General features: G+C 51.4%; 14 protein-coding genes. 13 read left to right on the top strand and 1 reads right to left on the bottom strand.

Annotated features, from left to right (window positions below):
• Window positions 1-154 precede the first annotated feature (154 nt).
• A complete protein-coding gene (locus tag FP815_12610) occupies window positions 155-1153 on the bottom strand; it encodes a hypothetical protein (protein MBA3015770.1) in 999 nt (332 codons plus the stop codon).
• A 454-nt stretch (window positions 1154-1607) separates the two neighbouring features.
• Here FP815_12610 and FP815_12605 point away from each other — a divergent pair, with 454 nt between their 5' ends.
• The 13 genes from FP815_12605 to FP815_12545 all read left to right on the top strand — a co-directional run.
• Window positions 1608-2531 carry an FAD-binding protein gene (locus FP815_12605; GenBank protein ID MBA3015769.1) on the top strand — a complete coding sequence of 308 codons (924 nt, stop codon included), beginning with the start codon at window positions 1608-1610 and terminating at the stop codon, window positions 2529-2531.
• A 52-nt stretch (window positions 2532-2583) separates the two neighbouring features.
• Window positions 2584-3033, top strand: a complete 450-nt coding sequence (locus tag FP815_12600; protein MBA3015768.1) for a nucleoside deaminase — start codon at window positions 2584-2586, stop codon at window positions 3031-3033.
• Window positions 3034-3473: 440 nt separating this feature from the next.
• A complete protein-coding gene (locus tag FP815_12595; protein MBA3015767.1) occupies window positions 3474-3653 on the top strand; it encodes a hypothetical protein in 180 nt (59 codons plus the stop codon).
• A 257-nt stretch (window positions 3654-3910) separates the two neighbouring features.
• Window positions 3911-4225: a pyrimidine/purine nucleoside phosphorylase gene (locus FP815_12590; GenBank protein MBA3015766.1), complete on the top strand. Its 315-nt coding sequence runs from the start codon at window positions 3911-3913 to the stop codon at window positions 4223-4225.
• 99 nt (window positions 4226-4324) lie between these two features.
• Complete coding sequence (locus tag FP815_12585) at window positions 4325-6763, top strand: PAS domain S-box protein (protein MBA3015765.1); 2439 nt, start codon at window positions 4325-4327, stop codon at window positions 6761-6763.
• A 1235-nt stretch (window positions 6764-7998) separates the two neighbouring features.
• Window positions 7999-9372, top strand: coding sequence for an efflux RND transporter periplasmic adaptor subunit (locus FP815_12580; GenBank protein ID MBA3015764.1), 1374 nt, complete (start codon window positions 7999-8001; stop codon window positions 9370-9372).
• The gene (locus FP815_12575) at window positions 9369-10043 is read left to right on the top strand and encodes an ABC transporter ATP-binding protein (protein MBA3015763.1); all 675 of its coding nucleotides are present in this window, start codon (window positions 9369-9371) and stop codon (window positions 10041-10043) included. Before FP815_12580 ends, FP815_12575 begins: the two co-directional genes overlap by 4 nt.
• A 65-nt stretch (window positions 10044-10108) precedes the next feature.
• Window positions 10109-11245 carry an FtsX-like permease family protein gene (locus tag FP815_12570; GenBank protein MBA3015762.1) on the top strand — a complete coding sequence of 379 codons (1137 nt, stop codon included), beginning with the start codon at window positions 10109-10111 and terminating at the stop codon, window positions 11243-11245.
• Window positions 11242-12867 carry a TolC family protein gene (locus FP815_12565; protein ID MBA3015761.1) on the top strand — a complete coding sequence of 542 codons (1626 nt, stop codon included), beginning with the start codon at window positions 11242-11244 and terminating at the stop codon, window positions 12865-12867. Before FP815_12570 ends, FP815_12565 begins: the two co-directional genes overlap by 4 nt.
• Window positions 12868-13058: 191 nt before the next feature.
• Window positions 13059-17237, top strand: coding sequence for a response regulator (locus FP815_12560; protein ID MBA3015760.1), 4179 nt, complete (start codon window positions 13059-13061; stop codon window positions 17235-17237).
• A gap of 15 nt (window positions 17238-17252) precedes the next feature.
• A complete protein-coding gene (locus FP815_12555; protein MBA3015759.1) occupies window positions 17253-18110 on the top strand; it encodes a protein-glutamate O-methyltransferase CheR in 858 nt (285 codons plus the stop codon).
• Between the two features lie 204 nt (window positions 18111-18314).
• On the top strand, window positions 18315-19880 hold the full coding sequence (locus FP815_12550; protein MBA3015758.1) for a response regulator: 1566 nt from the start codon (window positions 18315-18317) through the stop codon (window positions 19878-19880).
• A gap of 189 nt (window positions 19881-20069) precedes the next feature.
• On the top strand, window positions 20070-22037 hold a 1968-nt coding region (locus FP815_12545), incomplete at its 3' end, for a hypothetical protein (GenBank protein ID MBA3015757.1).

Raw genomic sequence — 22037 nt, 5'->3', positions numbered from 1 at the left:
ATCGCATGATACTCAATGTCAGTGTGTCCTCAGCCATTGGCAGGACCCAATCACCGTCAACTGTCAACTGTCAACTGTCAACCGACAACCTGAGCGGTTACGTTGTTACCAATTAGATAATGGCATTATTTTGTGACAACGGCTTAGTGACTTGTCAAAGGTTTTCGTAGAGGTCGGGGTAGAGCTGCTTGGCACATTTCGGGCAGATCCCGTGAGTGAATTCGGCGTCGGTTCTAGTTCGGAAATAGTCTTCCACCTTGTGCCATTTGCCATTGTCGTCACGGATCTGCCGACAGGATGAGCAGATGGGCAGAAGGCCACTGAGGGTTTTGACCTGTTTTAATGCCTCGGTTAGTTCTTCGATCAACCGTTCCTTCTCTTTTTCCGCGGACCTGCGGGTTTCGATCTCCTGATTTAAGGTATCGTTGACTTGGGTGAGTTGTTGAGTTCTGGTTATTACCCGTGTTTCCAGTTCGTCGTGGGCTTGGCGGAGGGCTTCCTCCGCAGTGTTCTTTTCATTAAGGTTTTTCAAGGCGTTGATGAAAGTGTATATCACTACTGCCATGAGGAAGACAGCCATTACTGAAACGGATATGCTGACATTGCGCAGCAGCTGTCGTAACCTCTTGCGAGCGATAGTATTGTCGTAGTAGATCTCAAAGGCCCCTACAAAGGCGTTGCCGTGCATTATCGGCACGTAGGTCTCGACCACATCAATCGGCATGGTCTGCCCTTCCATGGTGACGGTGTTCTTTTGGACAACTTTGGTGTAGAGTTGCCCTTGGGCTACCAACATCTTGAAATAGTCATGAGTGTTGATTTGCCCGACGTCCTCTTTGTCGGTGGAATAAATGATAGTGCCGTCCGGCTTGAAAATTTTTACTTTGATGATCTGCAATTCATGCTGTAGTTCGGTCAGTTGTACTTCCTTGTCAGAGGTGAGGAAGGTCTCGTTAAATTCTGGAGTCTTGGGGAACAGGGTAAGGGTAATGTAGTTTGCAATCTTCACCGCTTCTCGTTCTGACGATGTGGTAACAAAATTGACAAAAGCGGGGTCGAGATAGAGGAAAATGTATAGCGGAAAACTGATCAGGACGATGGCTGATGCCAGGATGATCTCGGTTAAAATGTTAGCTTTCTTTTTGGTGGGCATTGGAGGCTCGTTGGCGAAATAAGGGTTTTGTCAGCGTGATTTTGGTTTTGGTCGAGGACAACGAGGACTTGTTGCTCCGATCAGGTCACTGACAAAGCAGATGCGGGGCTGCTGGATGGTTACGTATATTGTAACTATCCACCTTCTGACCCAGAAAGGTGCCGAAGCCCAGAACCGTAACAGTTCAGCAGTGCCGCAGATGCTAGGCATCGGCCTGCGATGTGTGCTTTTCGCACATGATCAGGCCGATAACAACGCAGATGTGGCACTGCTGAACAGTTACCGTATATTTTCAATTGTTGTAGCAATTGGTGATGGCATACGTCAATCGAAAAGAGTGAAATCACTATGGCTTGTTTGTGGCGCAAGGCGAGGACCTGGTAAATGTGTTTAACAGGCTATGCATGATGCTTGTGATGAATGCCTGCATCGGAAAAAATAAGAGGGATGCACAATGGAGCAGAATATTATTGATGTGGTGATTGTCGGCGCAGGTCCTGCGGGATTACAGGCAGCTGTTCACGCTGCACGGAAGAAGGCCTCGGTGGTTGTTTTTGGTAAAGGCGCAGGGAGCAGTATCAGCGGCGCTCATGTTGAGAATTACCTTTGTGTGGGTGGTGTGACTGATGGTGCAGAGATGTTGGCCGTCGGCAGAGATCAGGCCCGGCGCTTTGGAGCGGAGGTCAGGGAGGAGGATGTGCTCCGGATCGAGCTTGAGGAGGAAGGTGGATTGTTCAATATTCACACTGAGACATCGAAGCTACGAGCGCGCACTGTCATTCTTTCAACCGGCACGGCCCGTAAGAAGCTGAAAGTTCCCGGAGAGAAGGAGTTGGCCGGGAGGGGGGTGAGTTATTGTGTCGATTGTGATGCCAACTTCTTTCGTAATGCACCCGTTGCTGTGGTAGGCAATGGCAGCGCTGCCGTTGATGGCGCGCTGACGCTATTAGGGTATACCCCGGAGGTTTACCTCGTGAGTCAGAAACTTGATATCTCATCGGAACTTGAAAAGAAGCTTAAGTCGAGCGCAGTTCGCCGTTTCGACGGAGTCTGGGTGGAGAAGATCCAGGGCGAGAGCGCTGTGGAATCGGTGCTCCTGTCTGATGATCGCACGCTGGCTGTCGAAGGAGTTTTTATCGAACTGGGGGCCAAAGGGGCAATCGAGTTGGCTATTAATCTGGGGGTGCTCTTAGATACTGACACCATGACTCATATCGATACCAATAAGAGGCAGGAAACTAATATCACAGGTATTTATGCTGCCGGGGATATTGCCGGCCAGCCCTACCAGATGGCGAAGGCTGTGGGCGAAGGTTGTGTGGCGGGATGGGAGGCTGCCAATTACGCCAATCATCTTAAGCGTCATTCTGCAGCATAGTGGTGAGGTGATCGTGGACGATCAGGGAGGGTTTGGACCCGATCATTATTACATGGTTATGGCTTATGCTGAGGCTAAAGCAGCTGGCCTTCGAGATGAGGTGCCGGTTGGTGCGGTATTGGTGGATACCGCAGGCAGGATTTTAGCCAGAAACGGAAATCGTACCATTGAACTCTCTGATCCAAGCGCTCATGCCGAAATGCTGGTTTTGCGGGCGGGCGGAGCAGTAAGAGGGAATTATCGCCTGGAGGGTGCGACCCTCTTTGTCACATTGGAACCGTGTCTGATGTGCATGGGGGCCATGATTCACGCTCGTTTGGCCCGTCTTGTTTTTGCAACCCTGGATCCCAAGACCGGGGCTGCTGTGAGTCTTTATCAGGTCGGACGAGATGGCCGCTTGAATCATCAGCTTGCTGTTAATCAAGGACCAATGGCCGATGAGTGTGGGACTCTGCTTCGGGATTTCTTTAAGATGAGGCGGGAAAAGACCTCTCTCAGGTGATGGCAGTGACTCTGCTTCGGGTGGAGATGAAAAGAAAAAAGGCAGGGCCTTTCGGCCCTGCCTTTCCAAGGAGGAGTAAAGGAGAGGACAAATCACCTTTAGAGATAATATGCTACATTGTGGTGGTTGAGTCAAGCCTAAAATTTTGATGATACGATGTTTTTTTTGGAGTGAGTATAGCGGTTGTGATTTTGTATTTTAGGTGGTTAATTGTTACAGAAAAATTAGAGTTACACCCTTTTGGTTATTTGCAGAACATTTCATCACCCCAAGTTCTTCTCCGTCATTTTGTTCTCCTTTGTCTAACGAATCAGACTTCAGTCAGAGCTCCTTATTAATCTGCCGCAGTATCATTTTCTTTGCATTGTGCTCTGTTATTGGCATATTGTATTTTGTATTTGGAAAAGCAGTGCGGTAGGGAATGTCAAGGAGGAGGGGCTATGGGGTTTTGGGCTGGGATTAAACAATTGGCTGCAGTTCCTGAGCAGAGATTGCATCTGGGGCACCCGGTAAACGTTTACAGTCCGGTGATGTCCGCACGTTCAACGCTTCTGAAGAACGATTACGATTTATCAATAAAGGATGCGAAAGTCCTTGCCTTGGTCTTTGGTTGTCATTAATTGGGTGTGTTATAATTGATGGTCTCGCAAAAAGTCATGGGATGGCTAAGCAAAAGGGTCGATATACAGGGCGCAGTGTGCTTTTGCGAATGAGGCCACACATATGGTGTGCCGAATGAGCAAAAGTGCGCTGCAACGCAGTAGATCGGTCTTTTTGCTTAGCCATCATAATTAAGGCAGATACATGTTCCCCTCTTCTGTGTGGATGTAATTTTTTGCCAGAAGGTCTCCAAAAGAAAATAATATGAGGATCAGTTATGAGTGAATTTACGAATGTTTCGGTCGTAAGAGAGGCTAATATCTATTTTGATGGTAAAGTTACCAGTCGAACCATTGTCTTTGGCGATGGGAGTAAAAAGACATTGGGGGTGATGCTGCCAGGGGAGTACGAATTTAATACTGGTGATAAAGAGACTATGGAGATCATGAGCGGCGAAATGGATATCATGCTTCCTGGAGAGACGGCATGGCGGACTATTCGCGGCGGGGAATCGTTTGAGGTGCCGGCTCAGGCAAAGTTTGGCCTCAGGGTTAAGGCCATTTCAGACTATTGCTGTTCGTTCATCAAATAGTCTGACGCCATGTCTGATTATGGAATCACGATAAATCACATTTATGAAAAGTGTTAACATGGCCTGCGAGGCGCCTTTAGAAAAAGGATATGGTAAGTCATGAACCAGCTTCCTCTTGTTGCATCTCATATTGATTGGAGAACCGTTTTCGATGCCATGAAGGATCCGGCAATGATCCTGGATCTTGAGTATAGGATCGTAGTTGCCAATGCTTCAATGGAGCAGATGGCTGGTCTTGCCCAGGAGCAGTTGGTCGGTCGTCATTGTTATGAGGTTTTTTATGGGGTCAATGAGCCTCCGGAAGGGTGTCCGTATTCTCTTCTGATCAGGTCTCACACAGATCTTCCCGTGAGTCTGGTGATGGAGTGCCAGGATAAGATGTTTTCGGTTGCCGTGACCGCTCTTCATGACTCTGAAGGCAGGGGCATCGGCACCTTGAATGTGGCTAAGGAGATTACTGAGCAGAAGATGGTCGAGGCTATTCTGCGGCGGAGTCTCAGGGTTCAGCGGATGGTTACTCATTGCAATCAGGCTTTGGTGCGTATTGAGGATGAAAACGAGTTGCTTGCCACTATCTGCCAGATCATGGTTGATCAGGGTGGTTATCGCTTAGCCTGGATAGGCTATGGTTTGGATGATGAAAATAGTACTGTCTTGCCTAAGGCTTCAGCTGGTTATGAGGAAGGATATATTGATACTTTGAAGCTGACGTGGGCAGATACGGAGCGTGGCCGCGGTCCAACCGGGAGCGCTATTCGTACTGGCCGGCCTGTGATCTGTCGGGATATCGGTTTGGATCCTAACTTCTCGATCTGGCGGGCCGAGGCGCAACAACGAGATTTTTCTGCCTCTATCGCCCTTCCTTTGCCCCTACGAAGTGGACGGGGCGCCCTTAATTTGTATGCTGCCGAAAGTTCTGCATTTGACGAGCAAGAAGTTCATCTCCTTAAGCAGCTTGCCGATGATCTGGCTTATGGGATAAGCGTTATCCGAAATCAGGAGTCGTATCGGCATACAGTCAGGGCCTTGCGGGATTCAGAGAAAAAGTATCGGAGCCTGATTGCAAACGCCTATGATGCCATTATCCTGGTCGATGCCGAGAGTGGGTTCGTTCTTGAGGCCAATGCTGCGGCCGAGCGTTTACTCGGGCGATCACAGGCAGAAATTGTAGGGATGCACCGAAACGAATTCTGTCCGGGCGTTGATAGTGAGTTGTGTCAAAAAATTCTGACCTGCCAGCCACAAGGGCTCCATAATCTGCCCGAAGATATGTACGTGGTTCGTGGCGAGGGAAGGCTGATTCCTGTTCAGGTCAGCGCCAGCGTTGTCACTGTTGGATCCAAAAAGGTAATTCAGGGTATTTTTCGTGATATCGGGCAAAAAAAGCAAGCAGAGGAACGACTCAGTCGCGCTCAAAAGATGGAATCCCTGGGCGCTCTTGCCGGCGGTATTGCTCATGACTTCAACAATATCCTTTCTCCTATTCTTGGCTATGCCGAACTCTGCTTGAGTATGGTGGACCCGAGTGACAAACTGCATGCATTCATGGGTGAAATTCTTGCTGCCACTCACCGCGCTAAAGATCTGGTGCGGCAGATCCAGACCTTCAGTCGCAAAGGAGAGCAGGAGAGTCATCCCCTTTTGATCCAGACCATTGTCAAGGAGGCGCTGAAGTTTCTCAGGTCTTCCCTGCCCGCCACTATTGAACTGCACGTCGATCTTGATGTGGCTGGCGGCTATGTCCTCTGTGATCCCGCTCAAATCCACCAGATGATCATGGCCCTGTGCACTAATGCCTATCAGGCCATGTTAGCTAAGGGTGGAGATTTGACGGTTATATTGAGGCGGGTGATGGTCGGCGGTGAGCATCAGGTTGTCCCTGGTTTGTCCCCTGGCAGTTATCTTTGTCTTACTGTACAAGATACCGGGATCGGTATTGCGGGCCACGATATCTCCAGGATTTTTGAACCGTATTTTAGTACCAAGGGACCTGGTGAGGGAACCGGCATGGGGCTTGCTGTGGTTGATGGTATTGTCCGGCAGTGCGGCGGGGTGGTTGAGGTGGAGAGTCAGTTGGGGCAGGGGACGACCTTCCGGGTGTATCTGCCGGAGATTGTGGATAAGGTTGTACCCACTGAGGAAGATGCTGTCATTGGCCTGTCGACCGGTAATCAGCATATCTTGCTTGTTGATGATGAGCCTGTAGTAGTGACAACTATGGAGCGGATGTTGACTACTCTCGGGTACCAAGTGACTTCGGCCAGTGACGGTTTGGCGGCTTTGGATATTTTTCAAAGTCAGCCCGATGTTTTTGCCTTGGTTTTAACTGATCAAACGATGCCGCGGATGTCCGGAATTGACTTGGCTCGGGGAGTTTTGTCTTTGCGGCCTGGATTGCCGGTGATAATTCTTTCCGGCTATGAATATTTAAACTCGGAGGATGAGCTGGCCACCTCTGGTATCAAGGCCTTCCTGCGTAAGCCTGTCGGTCTGGCGGAACTGGCAAGAACTCTGACCCGGATTTTGACCGGGGATTGATCACCTTTGGCAGCATGGAGATCCGTGCGAGCCTGATTTTTCTCCTCTCCTCCTGTCTGTTGCCCTGATGCCTGTCTCTGCTCAACTTCACCGGCAATCTTCTTCCTAAATTGCTAGGGCTCATAGCGGCGAGCAGTATCGGTTAGGCAGTTTTATCAAGGCGCCTCTTTGTCCTGCTCCCTTCGACTCCGCCCAAGGGAGCAGGAGATTGATTATGAGTTGGTATTTATCTCCATCGTCAGATTGAGCTGAAAATCATTAAGAGTCACGTTGCGTTTTGATCCTTTTCTGGTTGGGCTTATATTCCCTGTTGTGTTTTCTATTATAGCGAGGTATTTGCTGATCTGTTTGCTCTGTCAGAGTCGTTTGACGGGTACTGTTAGTTCGTAAGGAGCCGCTCTTTTGAATATGGTCGCTGGTTTTCTGACCTGCATAATGCTTGCTGTCAGCTTCAAAATGTGTCGGCATCCAGGTTGCTGGTGAATTTTTAGACCCAACTCACATTCAGGAGTGGTATACTTTAGTCATCTCCAGCACCTTTGTAGGTCGGTCGAGGATATTCATGCATGTTTTTTCGTTGCTTTTGTCTCGCTTGCTATCGTGATTCTGTAGTGTGGAGTGACTAGCTGCTAGTATGTTGGTTTATGTGTAACTGCTCAGCTTCCCAACCGGGATGCCGCCGGTCTTTAGGTTGTCGATTTACAGTTGACGGTGATTAGGTTCTGCCATTGGCTGCGGACACACTGGCATTAAGGGACGCGGAAAATACCGATTTACCATAACGCATCCCGGCTTTGGGCCATTTTTGGTCGCACCTCAATCACAAAATCCTCGACGTAGCGCTGCTACGCCTGCGGTTTTGTTCAATCGGTGCAACCAAATCTGACCCAGATCCGGGCGCGATCCAGGTAAATTGGTAATTTCCGAGTCCCTAAGTATTATGCGATGATTTATGACTAACCATGATGGCGTCGCAAAAAGTCCGATCTACTGCGTTGCGTGGCGGTTTTGCTCGTTCGGCATACCATATGTATGGCCTCACTCACAAAACACACCCCGCGCCTTGTATATCGCACCTTTTGCTTAGCCATCCCCGGACTTTTTGCGAGATTGTCAACCATGATTCTTTTAACCGTAAACCGATAACTGATTACCGTTAACCTAATGTAGTTACGTGCGTGTTTCACTAATCTGTTCCTCAAAAGCTAATTTCACCTTGGATTCTGTTGATATTCATGAGCAAGACAAAAAAGATCATTGTTTTTATCGTGGCGCTTATCTCGATAATATTGTTATGGGAATTTTTAAAGCCGACCCCTGACCCTTCTGAAACACAGAACAAGGAAGTGCGGACTGCCATCGCTCGTATCTGGCCGCTTAAAGTAGTTGTTGATGCTACCGGCCGGGTGGTGCCCGAGCGGGAGGTGGAGATCAAGTGCAAGGCCAGCGGTGAGGTTATTACACTGCCCGTGGAGGTGAGTCAGGAGGTGAAGATGGGAGACCTTCTGGTGCAGCTTGACCCTGCCGATGAGAAGAGGGCGGTCCAGCGGGGCAAGGCCGCCGTGACTGGTTCGCGGGCTAAGGTCGCTCAGGCCAGGTTTAATCTGGCGATTGCTGAGCGTGATTACGTCAGTGAACAATCCCGGGCTCAGTCCAGTGAAAAAGCGGCAATAGCCAAGGCCAAAGAGGCTGAGGCTAAGCTTGCCCGTTTAACGCAGTTGTTTGATAAGAAAATGGCCAGCGCCGAAGAACTTGATGTTGCCAGGAGTGTGCATGCTGTTTCTCAGGCAGAGTGGCAGAGTGCGATAGCCAGGGTGCAAGATCTAGAGAGTAAGAAGGCGCAGGTCAACTCCCGGCGTCAGGAGATCACCATGGCCGAAGCCGCAGCCGAGTCTGATCAGTTAACCCTGTCAGATGCTGAGCAACGGCTCGCCGATACCACAATCGTGGCTCCCATTGACGGTGTGGTCTCTAGCCGGAACGTTCAGGTGGGTCAGATCATCGCGTCAGGCATCAATAATATCGGCGGCGGCACCGCAGTGCTAACCCTCGCCGACCTCACCCGCATCTATGTCCTGGTGTCAGTGGATGAGAGTGATATTGGCCGGGTGGCAACCGGTCAACCAGCCAGAATTACAGTGGATGCCTATCCTGAGCAGGTGTTTAAGGGGGAGGTGGTGCTGGTGGCAACCAAGGGTATCAATGTCTCAAATGTGGTGACCTTTGAAGTCAAGGTTGAGGTGAGCGGTGATAACCGTACTCTCCTGAAGCCGGAGATGACTGCTAATGTCAGCATCGTTACCAAGAATAAGCTGGACAGCCTCCTGGTGCCGGTGACCGCCTTGGAGCGGAAGAAGGGTTTAAGTTGGCTGACGGTGTTGGATAAAGATGGCGCTAGCAACCGGCGGTTAGTGACAATTGGCGACAGCAACAGTGAGTTTGTTGAAATTCTGAAGGGGGTTGAGGTCGGTGAAAAGGTGGTCTTGTCCCCGGAGAACGGCCAGAGCCGTTGGCGGTCTGACAAAAAGGAAGACTCGACCAAGAAAGCTCCTTCGGCCAGGGATGATATGCGGAAGATGCGTCTTATGGGAGGCAGTCACAATAAATGATTCAGACTCGCAATCTTCGTAAGACGTATCTCTTTGGTGGCGCCAAGGTTCATGCCTTGGATGGGGTCGATATCAGCATCAGCGCTGGGGAGATGGTGGCGGTCACAGGACCATCGGGTAGCGGCAAGTCGACGTTGATGCACATCTTGGGGTGTCTTGATACCCCGGACGAAGGCGAGTATTTCCTTGAGGGCGAGAATGTGGCCTCTCTCTCTCCCAATCAGCTGGCTACCGTCCGTAATCGCCGGATCGGTTTTGTCTTTCAATCTTTTAACCTTCTGCCCAGAGTCTCGGCCCTCGAGAATGTGGAGTTGCCCTTGCTTTATGCCGGGCGGTCCGATTCGCGAACTGCTGCCATGAATGCCCTGGCAGCAGTAGGGTTGACCGATCGTCAACAGCATGACCCCAGCCAGCTCTCCGGTGGCCAGCGGCAGCGAGTGGCCATAGCTCGAGCCATGGTCAGCAATCCTGCCATTATCCTGGCTGACGAGCCTACCGGTAATCTTGATTCCCGCACCGGTCTTGAGATCATGGAACTTTTTTCTCAGCTCAATCGTGAGGGGGGGAGAACCATCATTCTGGTTACCCATGATCCCCAGGTGGCTGGATATTGCCATCGTCAGATCCGATTTTGCGATGGCCGGGTGGTGGAGGGAGATGAGTCGTGCTGACCTGGACGCTGATCAAAATTGCCTGTAAGAGCCTGCTGGCCAACTCCTTGCGGACATTTCTCGCTATGTTGGGAATCATCATCGGAGTGGGGGCGGTGATCTCGATGCTGGCCCTGGGATCAGGGGCCAAGGCACAGGTCATGGGACGGGTTACCGCCATGGGCACCAATCTTCTGGTGGTCCGTCCCGGTGGTGATTATCGAGGAGGGGTGCGCTCCGAATCGAACAAGAGTTTAAAGCTTGCTGATGCCGAGGCTATTCTCCGCGAGTTGCCTCAGGTGGAAGCGGTGGCTCCCTTGGTTATGGGCCGGGCGCAGGTTAAATATTTCAACCATAATATGAATACCACCATTACCGGCGCACCGATGACCTATCTTTCTATTCGAGCCTTTGAGGTGGATCAGGGCCAGGGATTTTCTGCGTTGGAGGATGAGCACGTTGCCCGGGTGGCCCTTCTGGGGGCAAACGCAGCTGAACTCTTGTTTACGGGTCAGAATCCTGTCGGTGAAATTGTTCGGATCAAGAATGTTAATTTCAGGGTGATCGGAGTCTTGAAGGCCAAGGGAGACCAGGGGTGGTTTAATCCCGATGATATGGTGGTCATTCCTTTTGCTACGGCGATGAAGCAGATTTTGGGCCAAGACCACCTGTCGGAAATTGATGTCAAGCTGGCTCCAGATGCCGATGCCGGTATTGTTGAGGAGCGAATTGCTGCCATTCTTCGCGCAAACCACCGTCTGTTGCCAGAGGTAGAGGATGATTTTCATGTCCGCAATCAGACTGAGTTGGTGGAGATGGCCTCGTCGTTCACCCGGACCTTTAGTCTGCTCCTGGGAGGTATCGCCAGTATTTCGCTTATTGTCGGCGGGATAGGGATTATGAATATCATGCTGGTCACGGTTACTGAGCGCACCAGGGAGATCGGGGTGCGCAAGGCGATCGGCGCCCGTGAGTGGGATATCTTGCGGCAGTTTCTCCTTGAATCAATTTTGATCAGCGGTGTCGGCGGCATCTTAGGCATAGGCTTAGGTTTTGGTGTTTCCTGGGTATTTAGTCAGTTTACCGATTTTACCATGTTGATTGAGGGCCGGAGTATCGTGCTTGCCCTCGCGGTGTCGGCCTCGGTTGGGATCTTCTTTGGCTATTATCCAGCCCGGCGCGCCGCTCAGTTAAACCCCATTGAGGCTTTACGTTACGAATGAAGAATGATTTTCGCACTTGGGGTCCGATATTGCCCCTTCTCATCCTTGTCCTGTTCAGTACGGCATGCGTCAAACAGATTCTACCAGGTCGATCCATGTCAAGCCCTGCGGTTGCGGGTGAGACCAGGTTAAAAGAACTTTTGGGCGCGCTTGATAAGGATCTGGTTACGCCGATGGTGGTGGCCCCGCCGGTAGCCGTGCCTGAGGGCGCGCCGATGACACTTACCCTTCAGGACGCAGTGTTGACCGGGCTGGAACGGAATCAGAGTTTCAATGTCGAGCGTCTTGAACCGGCTATCAGCCGTACCGGCGAAGAGGTGGAACTGGCGGCGTTTGACCCAGCGCTGACGGGATCAGCCAGTCAAACTCATGGTCAGGAAACAGGGGGACAGTCTTCACTGCGGTCCATGTTATCAAATACAGGAGTCTCAGACGATGCTGAGACCACCAGGGTGGGGCTTGGTCTCAGCCAGGCCACCACCCTTGGCGCCACCGTGGCCTTGAATGTTGACGAGGCTAAACAGAAAAGTGATGTCAATGATTCTTCTGTGAAGCTGGGAAGTTGGGACCTGACGGTTACTCAGGCGCTGCTGCAAGGGCGAGGTCCAAGTGTTACGCTGGCCCGTCTTCGTCAGAGTCGGCTGGATACCGAGATGTCACTGTACGAGGTGCAGGGAGCGGCAGAGGCCTTGGTGTCTCAAATCGAACAGGGTTATTGGGATGTGGTTCTGGCAGGCAGATCCCTTGATATCTATGAGCAGTCTCTGGCTATTGCCCGACAGCAGGTAGAGGAGGTCGTTGAACGGATCAAGGTTGGGGTCTTAGCCGAGAGCGAGGCAGCGGCGGCGGAAAGCGAGGCAGCGGCGCGGGCAGAGCAGTTGGTCACGGCTAAGGGAATTTTGGTTAAGGCGCGATTGAACCTCTTGCGGATGGTGAACCCGGCAGGTCCGGCTGATTGGCAGGCAGTGGTTGTTCTGCCGGATGTCCCGGAACTGCCGCCGGACATGGCTCTTGATGGGGTGGAAAGTCATGTCTCCCTGGCTCTTGCTAAGCGGCCCGATCTGAATCAGGCGCGTCTCCAGGTGCGACGCCGTGATCTGGACGTAGTTCAGACCAGGAATGGACTTCTTCCTAAGCTTGATCTTTTTGTCTCATTAGGTGGCTCCCGGTATACTCAGTCGGTCTCCGGAACTCCTGATGAGACCGATAATCAGAAGGCCTATGCCGGAGGACTCACCTTGGAGCTGCCACTGGGCAATAGGGCCGCCAAAGCGCGCCATGCCGCTGCGGGGTGGTCGCTGGATCAAGCGGGGCATGCCATGGCCAATATGGAACAGTTGGTCCAGGTGGACGTCCGCTCTGCCTATGTCGATGTCGAACAGTTTCTAGCTCAGGTCAAGGCTGCCGAGGCCACCCGCGTGTTGCGTGAAAAAACCTTCGCCATTGAGCAGGAAAAGTTCCGTTTAGGCCGTTCCACCACGCTTCTCGTCGCCCAAGCTCAGCGTGATATGGTGGCCAGTCAGATTGGCCAGGCCGAAGCGGTGATCGGTGTCCGTAAGGCATTGACCAGTCTCTATCGTCTTGAAGGTTCGTTGTTGTCCCATCGTGGAGTTATTCCCTAAACGGCTTAGGTTATCGGTTTACGGTTTACGGTTGACAGTTGACGGTTGTCAGTTGTCGGTTAAAAGAATCATGGTTAGTCATAAATCATCGCATGATACTCAATGTCAGTGTGTTCTCAGCCATTGGCAGGACCCATTCACCGTCAACCGTCAACCGGTAACTGATTACTGTCAACTTGAGCAGCTATGACATGACTTTACTAACCACAAGTTCTATTAAGGGCAGGCTTATTGTCAATAGCGGACTACTGCTCTTCCTCTTCGTGTTGGCGTTGGTGGTGCACCAGGTCGCCTTGAACCGGATTGAATCCGCCTTTATTTTGGTGGAGGAGAATCAGCGTCATTATGATGCCAAGGCATGGGAGATCAAGACCGGGATGCTGGGTATTGAACTGGCAGTCCACGGTTTTTTGGTGCACCGAAACCTTGTTCAGGCCCGGGAGGTTGAGCAGGGTCTTGCCGAGGTCGTCCGTTTGACCGGAGATATCAGGCAGTATGCCAATGCTCATGGCAACCGGCAATTTGCTGACCTTGCTGTGGCAATAGCTAATTTTACCAGTTCCTATGAAGATCTTTTCCGTCAGATGCGTTCAGCTGAGATACGTAGGGGAATGAATGAAGAGAACGGCATCATGGGGGCCATGCGTGTGGCGGCTCACCGGCTTGAAACGACTGAGATTGTTGAGCATGGGTTGGGGCAAGTGTTGGAGGCCCTTCTTAGAGTCAATGCCATTCTCCGGGCAGATGACGGCAGCGATTTGAATTCCAGGGTCGAGGCCATGGACAGGGCACAGGTCAAATTTGTCCAGCTATTTAATAACCATGTGCCAAACACGGAAGCAAATCAAGACCTGTATCGCCTCTTCGAAGCCTATCAGTTGACAATTCATCACTATTTTGTGGCAGCGTCCGCCCCTGATAAGTCACCTGATCTGTTAGCGGCCGAGGAGAGGGCTTCGCAAGGGTTCATTGCTTTGAGCCGCCGGGTGTTGCAAAATCATGTCCCTAATGTTGCGGCTCTGATTATGAGTATCCGCCGGAATGAGAAGGACTATATTCAGCGCCATGAGGAAGAGTATATCGTCAAGACTCATAGTGCGATTCAAGATCTGCGGGATACTTTTGCCAATTCTGAAGTCTCCCAGGACCATATTGCCAGCGCCAATTACGTCCTTGATGAGTATCTGAAAAATTTTGACGCCCTGGTGTCGGTTGATCGTGAGATTGCCGGCTTAAATGAGCGTTTGCTGGACGAGGCCAGCAGTGTCGATGATGCAGTGGAGGCTATCTTGATTGCTGCTATCAGGGCAGCGGAGCAAGAGGAACAGCAGGCGCGGGAAAGGTCGTGGCGAGCAAGTCTTGCCGCTTTTTCCATCTGTTTGGTTGCCTTGCTGTTAGGTGTCTGGTTGTCAATCAGTATCAATCGTTCCATTAATACGCCTCTCAAAAAGGTGCTTGATGCCTTAGCTCTTATTGCTCAAGGGGACTACAGCGCCCGGATTGTCAATCTGGCAGTAGACGAGATAGGGCATCTAGGGCGGATTTTTAATCGGATGGCCGAGGCCATCGGCAATAATCAGTGGCAGGCCAACGGTCGTAATCAATTGGCCGAACTCTTGCGCGAGGATAAAAGCGAGGAGCGACTATGCCGTGATGCCATTGTCTTCCTGGCCCAGTATCTTGGCGCCTTGGCCGGTGCTTTTTATGTGCGGCGGGCCGATGGCAGATTGACCCTTTCGGCGAGTGTATCGTTGTCTGCCATGAAAGATCTGCCAGTGTCTTTTGAACCCGGTCAAGGGCTTGTTGGTGAGGTCGCTCTGAGTCGACAGTTGCTTGTGGTCAATGGGCTGCCTCCTGATTATTTGCGTCTTGAGTCGGGTTTGGGGCAGACAGCCCCGGTCTCTCTTCTTGTTCTGCCGGTTATTTGGCTGAATGGGGTCCAGGGGGTGATTGAACTTGCGGCTTGTTCTCCGTTTAGTGAGGAGACGCGGGTGTTTTTGGCCGAGGCCGCCGAATCCATTGCCATCGCCCTGTATTCTTCTCGTCAGCGGAAGAATACTTTGGATTTGCTTGATGAGACACAGCGTCAGGCCGCAGTTCTTCAGAGGCAGCAGGAAGAGTTGAGGGCCGCTAATGAGGAGCTTGAGGATCAGACCCAATCCTTGCGCCGCAACGAGGAGGAATTGAAGTGTAATCAGGAGGAACTGCAGGCGGCGAATGAGGAATTGGAAGAGAAAAGTGAATCTCTGCTGCGGAAGAATCAGGATATCGAACGGTCGAACCGGGAGCTTGAGGAAGCTTGGCGTGATATTGATGCCCAAGCCAGGGAGTTGGCTGCTGCGAATAGATATAAGTCCGAGTTTCTGGCCAATATGTCTCATGAGTTGCGCACTCCGCTCAATAGCCTGCTTCTCCTTGCCCGCAATCTGTCGCAAAATAAAAATGGCAATCTGGAACCGACTCAGGTCGAATCAGCGACCATTATTCACAACAGTGGTCAGGATCTGTTGCGGTTGATCAATGATATCCTTGATCTTTCCAAGATTGAAGCCGGGCGCATGGACATTGCCAGCGAGGAGATCAGCCTGCGGGGGCTTGGTGACTGGCTGAAGAGCAATATGGGTCATCTGGTGAGTGAGCAAGGTCTCGACTTTGTGGTGGAGATCGATGACACCCTGCCTAAGGCTATTGTTTCTGATCGGATGCGGATTGAGCAGATCTTGCGCAATCTGGTGGGCAATGCCGTCAAGTTTACCCATCAGGGCAGTGTCACGGTGCGTTTCCAGCGGCCTCCATCTGGTCTTAATTTGACGCGTTCAGCTCTTGATCCCACTCAGGTCATCGCTATCGCTGTCAGTGATAGCGGAATCGGTATTTCGCCTGAGCAGCAGCTCATCATCTTTGATGCCTTCCGGCAGGCGGAAGGAGGCACCGCCCGTCAGTACGGGGGCACGGGTCTGGGACTGTCCATCTCCAATAAACTTGCTCACCTGTTGGGAGGTGAAATTCAACTAGCCAGTCAGATGGGGCAGGGGGCGACTTTTACTGTATTTCTACCTCTGCGCCGAGATGTCGAATCCCCTCTTGGTGAGAGAGTGACTGATGCGCTGACCTGGCCAAACCCGGAAACTCAAGCGAGTGCTGAGGTTGAGACTCTGCCAGTTGTCGCCGATGACCGCGATCATTTGGTTCAGGGCGATAAGCGGCTCTTGATCATTGAAGATGACGTTAATTTCGCCTCTATCCTTTTAGCTCAGGGCCGGGAAAAGGGTTTTAAGGGACTGGTTGCCTTGACCGCCGGTCAAGGCCTCCGGTTGGCCAAACAGTACACTCCTGGCGCCATTATCCTCGATATCCGGTTGCCGGATATCGACGGGTGGCAGGTGCTTGAAACCTTGAAGAAAGATCCGGCTCTTCGCCATATCCCAGTGCATATGATTTCAGGCCAGGAAAAGACCCTTGAGGCATTCAAGAAAGGGGCTATCGGTTTCCTGACTAAGCCGGTGAGCGAAGCCGACTTGGAAACCGCTTTCGTCTGCCTGGAGGACGCGCTGTCCAGGCAGATGAAAAAGCTGTTGGTGGTCGAGGATGATAGCTATATTCAGCAGGCCATCGCCGAGCTGATTGGCAACGGTGATGTCACGGTAACCGGGGTGATGAGCGGCGAAGAGGCGATTGCTCAGCTTTGCGCCAATAAATATGATTGTATGGTCCTTGATATCGGCCTGCCGGATATGACAGGCTTTGAGTTGCTTGATCGTCTGAGCCGGGACGAGACTATTGAGATCCCCCCAGTTATTATTTATACAGGTCGCGAATTGACCCGGGAAGAAGGGGGGGCCTTGGCTAAATACACCGATACGGTAATTATTAAGGGGGTCAAATCGGAAGAACGGTTACTTGACGAAACTGCCCTTTTTCTGCATCGGGTGGTGAGCAAGCTGCCGCTGGAGAAGCGGAAGATGATTGCCAGTCTCTATGATCAGGATACCATGTTTCATGATAAACGGATCATGGTGGTTGACGACGATATGCGTAACGCCTTTGCCCTGTCGCGGATACTGGAACAGCGAGGGATGAAAATTATTTTGGCAAACGATGGTCGTCATGCCATGGAGTTGCTCGCTCAGGAGAATTCTGTCGATTTGATCCTGATGGATATCATGATGCCTTTGATGGATGGTTATCAGACTATCGCTGCGATTAGGGACCAGGGACAGTTCTGGAATCTGCCGATTATCGCCCTGACCGCTAAGGCGCTACCGGAAGATAAGGAGAAATGCATGGCTGCTGGAGCCAGTGATTACCTGGCCAAGCCGGTAAATGAGGATAGGCTGCTGGCTATGATGCGGGTCTGGCTCTATCGCTGACAAGGGTAGCTGGTTATGGACCATGGGGAAGTTCTGGGGATAGAGATTGACCTGTTGCTGGAAGCTATTTTTCGGCGCTATGGCTATGATTTTCGACATTATGCCAGGGCTTCAATAGAGCGTCGTATTCGCCATGGCATGGAACGTCTCAAATGCGAGACGGTTTCGGAATTGATCGGTCGCATCCTCCATGAGCCGGATACCTTTCAGGACTTGATCGATAGCTTTTCAATCACAATTACCGAGATGTTCCGTGATCCGGAGGTTTATTCCTTATTACGGACCAAGGTCATCCCCTATTTGGCCACCTATCCATTCATCAAGGTGTGGCATGCCGGTTGTGCCAGCGGAGAGGAGGTCTATTCCCTGGCTATCGTGCTTCTTGAAGAAGGGATCTTGGAGCGGACGACAATTTATGCCACTGATTTTAACGAAGCAGAACTCTTGAAAGCACGGGATGGCATCTACCCTAACGCCAGGCTGACAGATTATAGTCGAAATTATCTTACAAGCGGCGGCAGAAGGACTTTGGCTGATTATTATTTTGCTGAGTATGATTCGGTGATTATGGCCAAGTTCTTGAGGGAGAGGATAACCTTTGCCCGTCATAATCTGGCGTCTGATCAGGTCTTTGGCGAGATGCACCTGATTGTCTGCCGCAATGTGATGATCTACTTCGACCGAACGCTGCAGGACAGGGTTTTGACTCTCTTTGATGACAGCTTGATTGGCAATGGGTTCTTGTGCCTGGGGACCAAGGAGAGCTTGCTTTTTTCTACCCTTGCCGGCAAGTATCGGGAGCTTGACCGTCATCTCAAGGTGTACCGTAAACATCTTGATCCGATTGGCTTTGTCGATGGTGGCAGGATGTGATATCATATTAAGTTGTCGGTTGGCGGTTGACAGTTGGCGGTGAATGATCCTACCAATGTGGCTGAGTACACACTGACATCATGCCTCACACGATGATTCATGATTAACCAAGATTCTTTTTACCGTAAACCGATAACCGTAAACCGTAAACCAATAACCGATAACGTGAGCAGTTACCCAAATATTTAATCTGAGCAATTCGTTATGAGTGATAACCCTGTCAAAATTCTGATCGTCGATGATCGACCGGAGAATCTTTACGCCATGCGGGTGACCTTAGCGCCGCTTGGGGTCGAGATGGTGACTGCGAGTTCGGGTAACGAGGCGCTGGCGCTGATGCTACGTCATGATTTTGCTCTGGTTCTTCTTGATGTGCAGATGCCGGGAATGGATGGATTTGAAACCGCCACCTTAATGCAGAACAACCAAGCTACCAGAGGTGTTCCGATCATTTTTGTCACCGCCATCAGCAAAGAGCGGCAACATGTCTTTAAGGGGTACGAAACTGGAGCGGTAGATTATCTGTTTAAACCCCTGGATGCCGATATCCTTCTTGGTAAAGTCAAGGTCTTTGTCAGTCTTCATCAGGCCAAGCTGGATTGTGCCAGGATGCATCAGGAATTGATCAAGAACAGAAATCTCGAATCCCTGGCCTTTCTCGCTGGTGGGGTGGCTCATGACTTCAATAATATTCTGACTGCGATCATGGGCAATGTCGGTCTATGCTTGCTTAAGACTGATTTTGAAGATGAGCGTTATCCGTTGCTGGTCTCGGTTGAACAGGCAGCTCTCAGGGCTAAATGCTTGACCAGTCAACTCCTGACTTTTGCCAAAGGGGGGGATCCGGTCAAGAAGATTGCCTCCATTGCTGAAGTGATTACTCAGTCGGCTGATTTTGTCCTCAGGGGAAGGCCGATAGCCTGTCATTACGATCTGCCCGATGATCTCAATGCTGTGGCGATTGATACCGGTCAGATGAGTCAGGTGATCCAGAATATCGTCATCAACTCGATTCAGGCGATGCCTGGTGGTGGCAGGGTTACTATCAGCGCCAGAAATATCTCTAATGCCGATGGCGCTGAGACCTCCTCCTTGCTGCCTGGTTCCTGGGTCGTAGTCACTATCCATGATTCAGGCCCTGGTATTCCGGCAGATCTGATAAATAAGATCTTTGATCCATATTTTACGACCAAGGAGAGCGGGAGCGGATTGGGGCTTGCGATTAGTCATTCTATCGTCAAAAAACATGGTGGCGCAATCACGGCGAGTTCAAGGCCTGGTCATGGCACGACCTTCACTATTACCTTGCCATCAACGTCAGGGGGGGCAGATAAAACTCCAGGGACTGTTGTTGCGTCTGCCCATGATCCGCCCTTAACGACCGGCCGGATTATGATTATGGATGATGATGATCCGATTCGAGAGATGGCGTGCAAGATGCTTGATCTTTTTGGTTACCAAGTCGTTCAGGCGCGAGATGGTAATGAGGCGTTGGCGCTGTACCGGAAAAATCAGGTAGAGGGCGCCCCGATTGATGTGGTGATCATGGATCTGACTATCCCAGGCGGGATGGGTGGCAAGGAGGCCATTGCCAAGCTTCTTGAGTTTGATCCTCAGGCTAAAGTTATTGTTGCCAGTGGTTATGCTAATGATGATGTCGTGGCCAATTATCGTGACTATGGTTTTGTGGGGATGATCTCCAAACCGTTCTTGATCAGCGATTTGAGAGCACAGATAGCAGTTACGCTGTCCGCTGAGAAAGATTCCTAGCACGGGTAAAATTTTTTCTTATCGGCTCTGCGACCAAAAACTTGAATTTTTTTTTGCATGCCTCTAAAAAAAAGTGTACGCTGGAGTGAAAGGGTACACGGAGGGGTGAACGCGTCATGAATGGCGATTTACCTCATGCCTCTATGCTAGGAAAGCGCTAGATCTCTCGGTAGAGCACTCTCCTTGTGGATGTTTTGCCCTTTCTTTGACCAGGGAGGGGCAATGGCTATCAGGCTGCACACCAATCCCACCGGGCTTATCGCCCGCCAGAATTTTTCCGGTAACCTTTTCACCCTCTCCGACTCAGTCCGGCGGCTCTCCTCAGGGCTTCGGGTCACTGCTACTGCCGATGATCCGGCATCGACGACTATCGTCAGTCAGCTCAATGCTCATGCCTCTGGCCTGGGGCAGGCGGTAAAGAATGCCAACGATGGCATCGCCGCCATGCAGGTGGTGGATGCCTCGTTGGCAGAGGCCATGGCGATCCTTTTAGTGATCCGCACAAAGGCCCAATCCGCATCCCTTTCCGGCCTGACCGCCGCTCACCACTCCTCTTTGCACAATGATATGTATAAGCTTCTCAATGAACTTGATCAGTTGGTTGGTGCGGCGACGTTCAATGATATTCCCCTATTAACCGGGTCGTTTGCCAATAAATTATTTCAAATCGGGAGTATCCCCGGCGAGGTGGTTTCTGTTTCATTGCCATCCGTAAGTTCCAACAGAATCGGTCAGATGCGGACAGGGGAGATGATGCTCAAAAGTGTCCGCGGCGGACAGGTTAATTTGCGTCTTGATAATCAGGCGAATGATGCGTCGGTTGTGGTTAATTCTGTTACCCTTTCGTATAGCAACGACCCAAGCCAGGGAATGGGTGGGGTGGCGGATGCGATCAATGCCCACGCCGAGACCACCGGAATTAAGGCTTCTGCTGAGGTGGCGGTGGAGTCTGAGTCGCCTTTGGTCGCGGGGTCCACTCTGGGTGAGTTTGCCATTAATGGAATTCGGATTGGTGCGGTGTCTGTGGCGGCTGGAGACCTTGATGGGCGCTTGACACATGCCATCAATGCCAAGACCGTAAGCCATGGTATTACCGCTGAAGTGTCTGCGACGGGAACGTTTATTCTCTCCTCTGGCGATGGCCGCCCGATTAAAGTATCGGGTTCTGGTGGATTACTTGGGTTCTCCGATGCCGAGATGACGACCTTCGGCTATGCTCGCATCCTCCAATATGGACCATATAATTTAAGCCTTACTGATTCATCTGTAGGGCTTGCAGTGGCTTTTTCACCTTCCATGCGTGTCGCTGCCCCGCTGATCACCACAATCGACTCGACCTTGGCGTCCGATTCAGTTGTGGGTGGCGCATCAACGCTTGCGGCTGGGTGGGTGGCAGGACAGGATATTCGTGGCGCCGATCTGAATGGTGATATCACCACCACTGATGATTCGACTTTAACAGTTGGGTCGGTGCTGGCATCAGGAACGATCTTGGCCGCGTCATCAGTCCTTGGTGGGGGGCTCACCCTGAATGTGGCGGCATCGACCAGCACAGAGACTGTGCTGCGAAAGGGCACGGTGTTGACATCTGGTTCTGTGATCGCAAAAGATAGTTACCTCACTAATGCCATTGTGACTACCGGTGGTCCTCTTGATGCCGGACAGGTACTGTCAACTCCGGTAACCTTGGCCGATCCCCTGGTTGTGGTCAGGGACATACTGCTGCAGGGTGGATCAGTGCTGGGCGCAGGGTCGCAATTGGCCAATGCCTCGCTGATTGGTGGTGAAGTGATCCTGGATGCTGCTATGACCCTGAGCAAGGAGATGCTCCTTGCGGGAGGTTCGGTAATCCGGGATCGTGATGGAGTGACAGTGTTGGCTGCTGGATCGAAGATCGCAGGTCAGGCTCTTTTTGCAGGAAGCGATCTGGTAATGACGGGTCCCCTACTAGTTAATGCCGGATCGATTCTTGCCGCGAACTCGGAGCTGGCCTTGGGGTCGACCATTGGTGGAAATGCGGTATTGGCAGGGGGGCATACCACCAGTGATGCGCTTAATCTGGCAGCAGGGTCGGTTATTGCAGCAGGGAGTACGATAAAAAGCGGCGCTATGCTCACGAATGATCTGATGACTACCACTGGGGTGTATCAGAGTGGT

This window comes from Desulfobulbaceae bacterium (genome assembly GCA_013792005.1).
Lineage (GTDB): Bacteria > Desulfobacterota > Desulfobulbia > Desulfobulbales > VMSU01 > VMSU01.
The sequence above is the reverse complement of the archived record's forward strand: the minus strand, read 5'-3'. Positions and strand labels throughout refer to the sequence as shown.

Coding starts and splice junctions, on each gene's coding strand:
- FP815_12610 (MBA3015770.1), bottom strand. CDS start 1,153: ATGCCCACCAAAAAGAAAGCTAACATTTTAACCGAGATCATCCTGGCA.
- FP815_12605 (MBA3015769.1), top strand. CDS start 1,608: ATGGAGCAGAATATTATTGATGTGGTGATTGTCGGCGCAGGTCCTGCG.
- FP815_12600 (MBA3015768.1), top strand. CDS start 2,584: ATGGTTATGGCTTATGCTGAGGCTAAAGCAGCTGGCCTTCGAGATGAG.
- FP815_12595 (MBA3015767.1), top strand. CDS start 3,474: ATGGGGTTTTGGGCTGGGATTAAACAATTGGCTGCAGTTCCTGAGCAG.
- FP815_12590 (MBA3015766.1), top strand. CDS start 3,911: ATGAGTGAATTTACGAATGTTTCGGTCGTAAGAGAGGCTAATATCTAT.
- FP815_12585 (MBA3015765.1), top strand. CDS start 4,325: ATGAACCAGCTTCCTCTTGTTGCATCTCATATTGATTGGAGAACCGTT.
- FP815_12580 (MBA3015764.1), top strand. CDS start 7,999: ATGAGCAAGACAAAAAAGATCATTGTTTTTATCGTGGCGCTTATCTCG.
- FP815_12575 (MBA3015763.1), top strand. CDS start 9,369: ATGATTCAGACTCGCAATCTTCGTAAGACGTATCTCTTTGGTGGCGCC.
- FP815_12570 (MBA3015762.1), top strand. CDS start 10,109: ATGTTGGGAATCATCATCGGAGTGGGGGCGGTGATCTCGATGCTGGCC.
- FP815_12565 (MBA3015761.1), top strand. CDS start 11,242: ATGAAGAATGATTTTCGCACTTGGGGTCCGATATTGCCCCTTCTCATC.
- FP815_12560 (MBA3015760.1), top strand. CDS start 13,059: ATGACTTTACTAACCACAAGTTCTATTAAGGGCAGGCTTATTGTCAAT.
- FP815_12555 (MBA3015759.1), top strand. CDS start 17,253: ATGGACCATGGGGAAGTTCTGGGGATAGAGATTGACCTGTTGCTGGAA.
- FP815_12550 (MBA3015758.1), top strand. CDS start 18,315: ATGAGTGATAACCCTGTCAAAATTCTGATCGTCGATGATCGACCGGAG.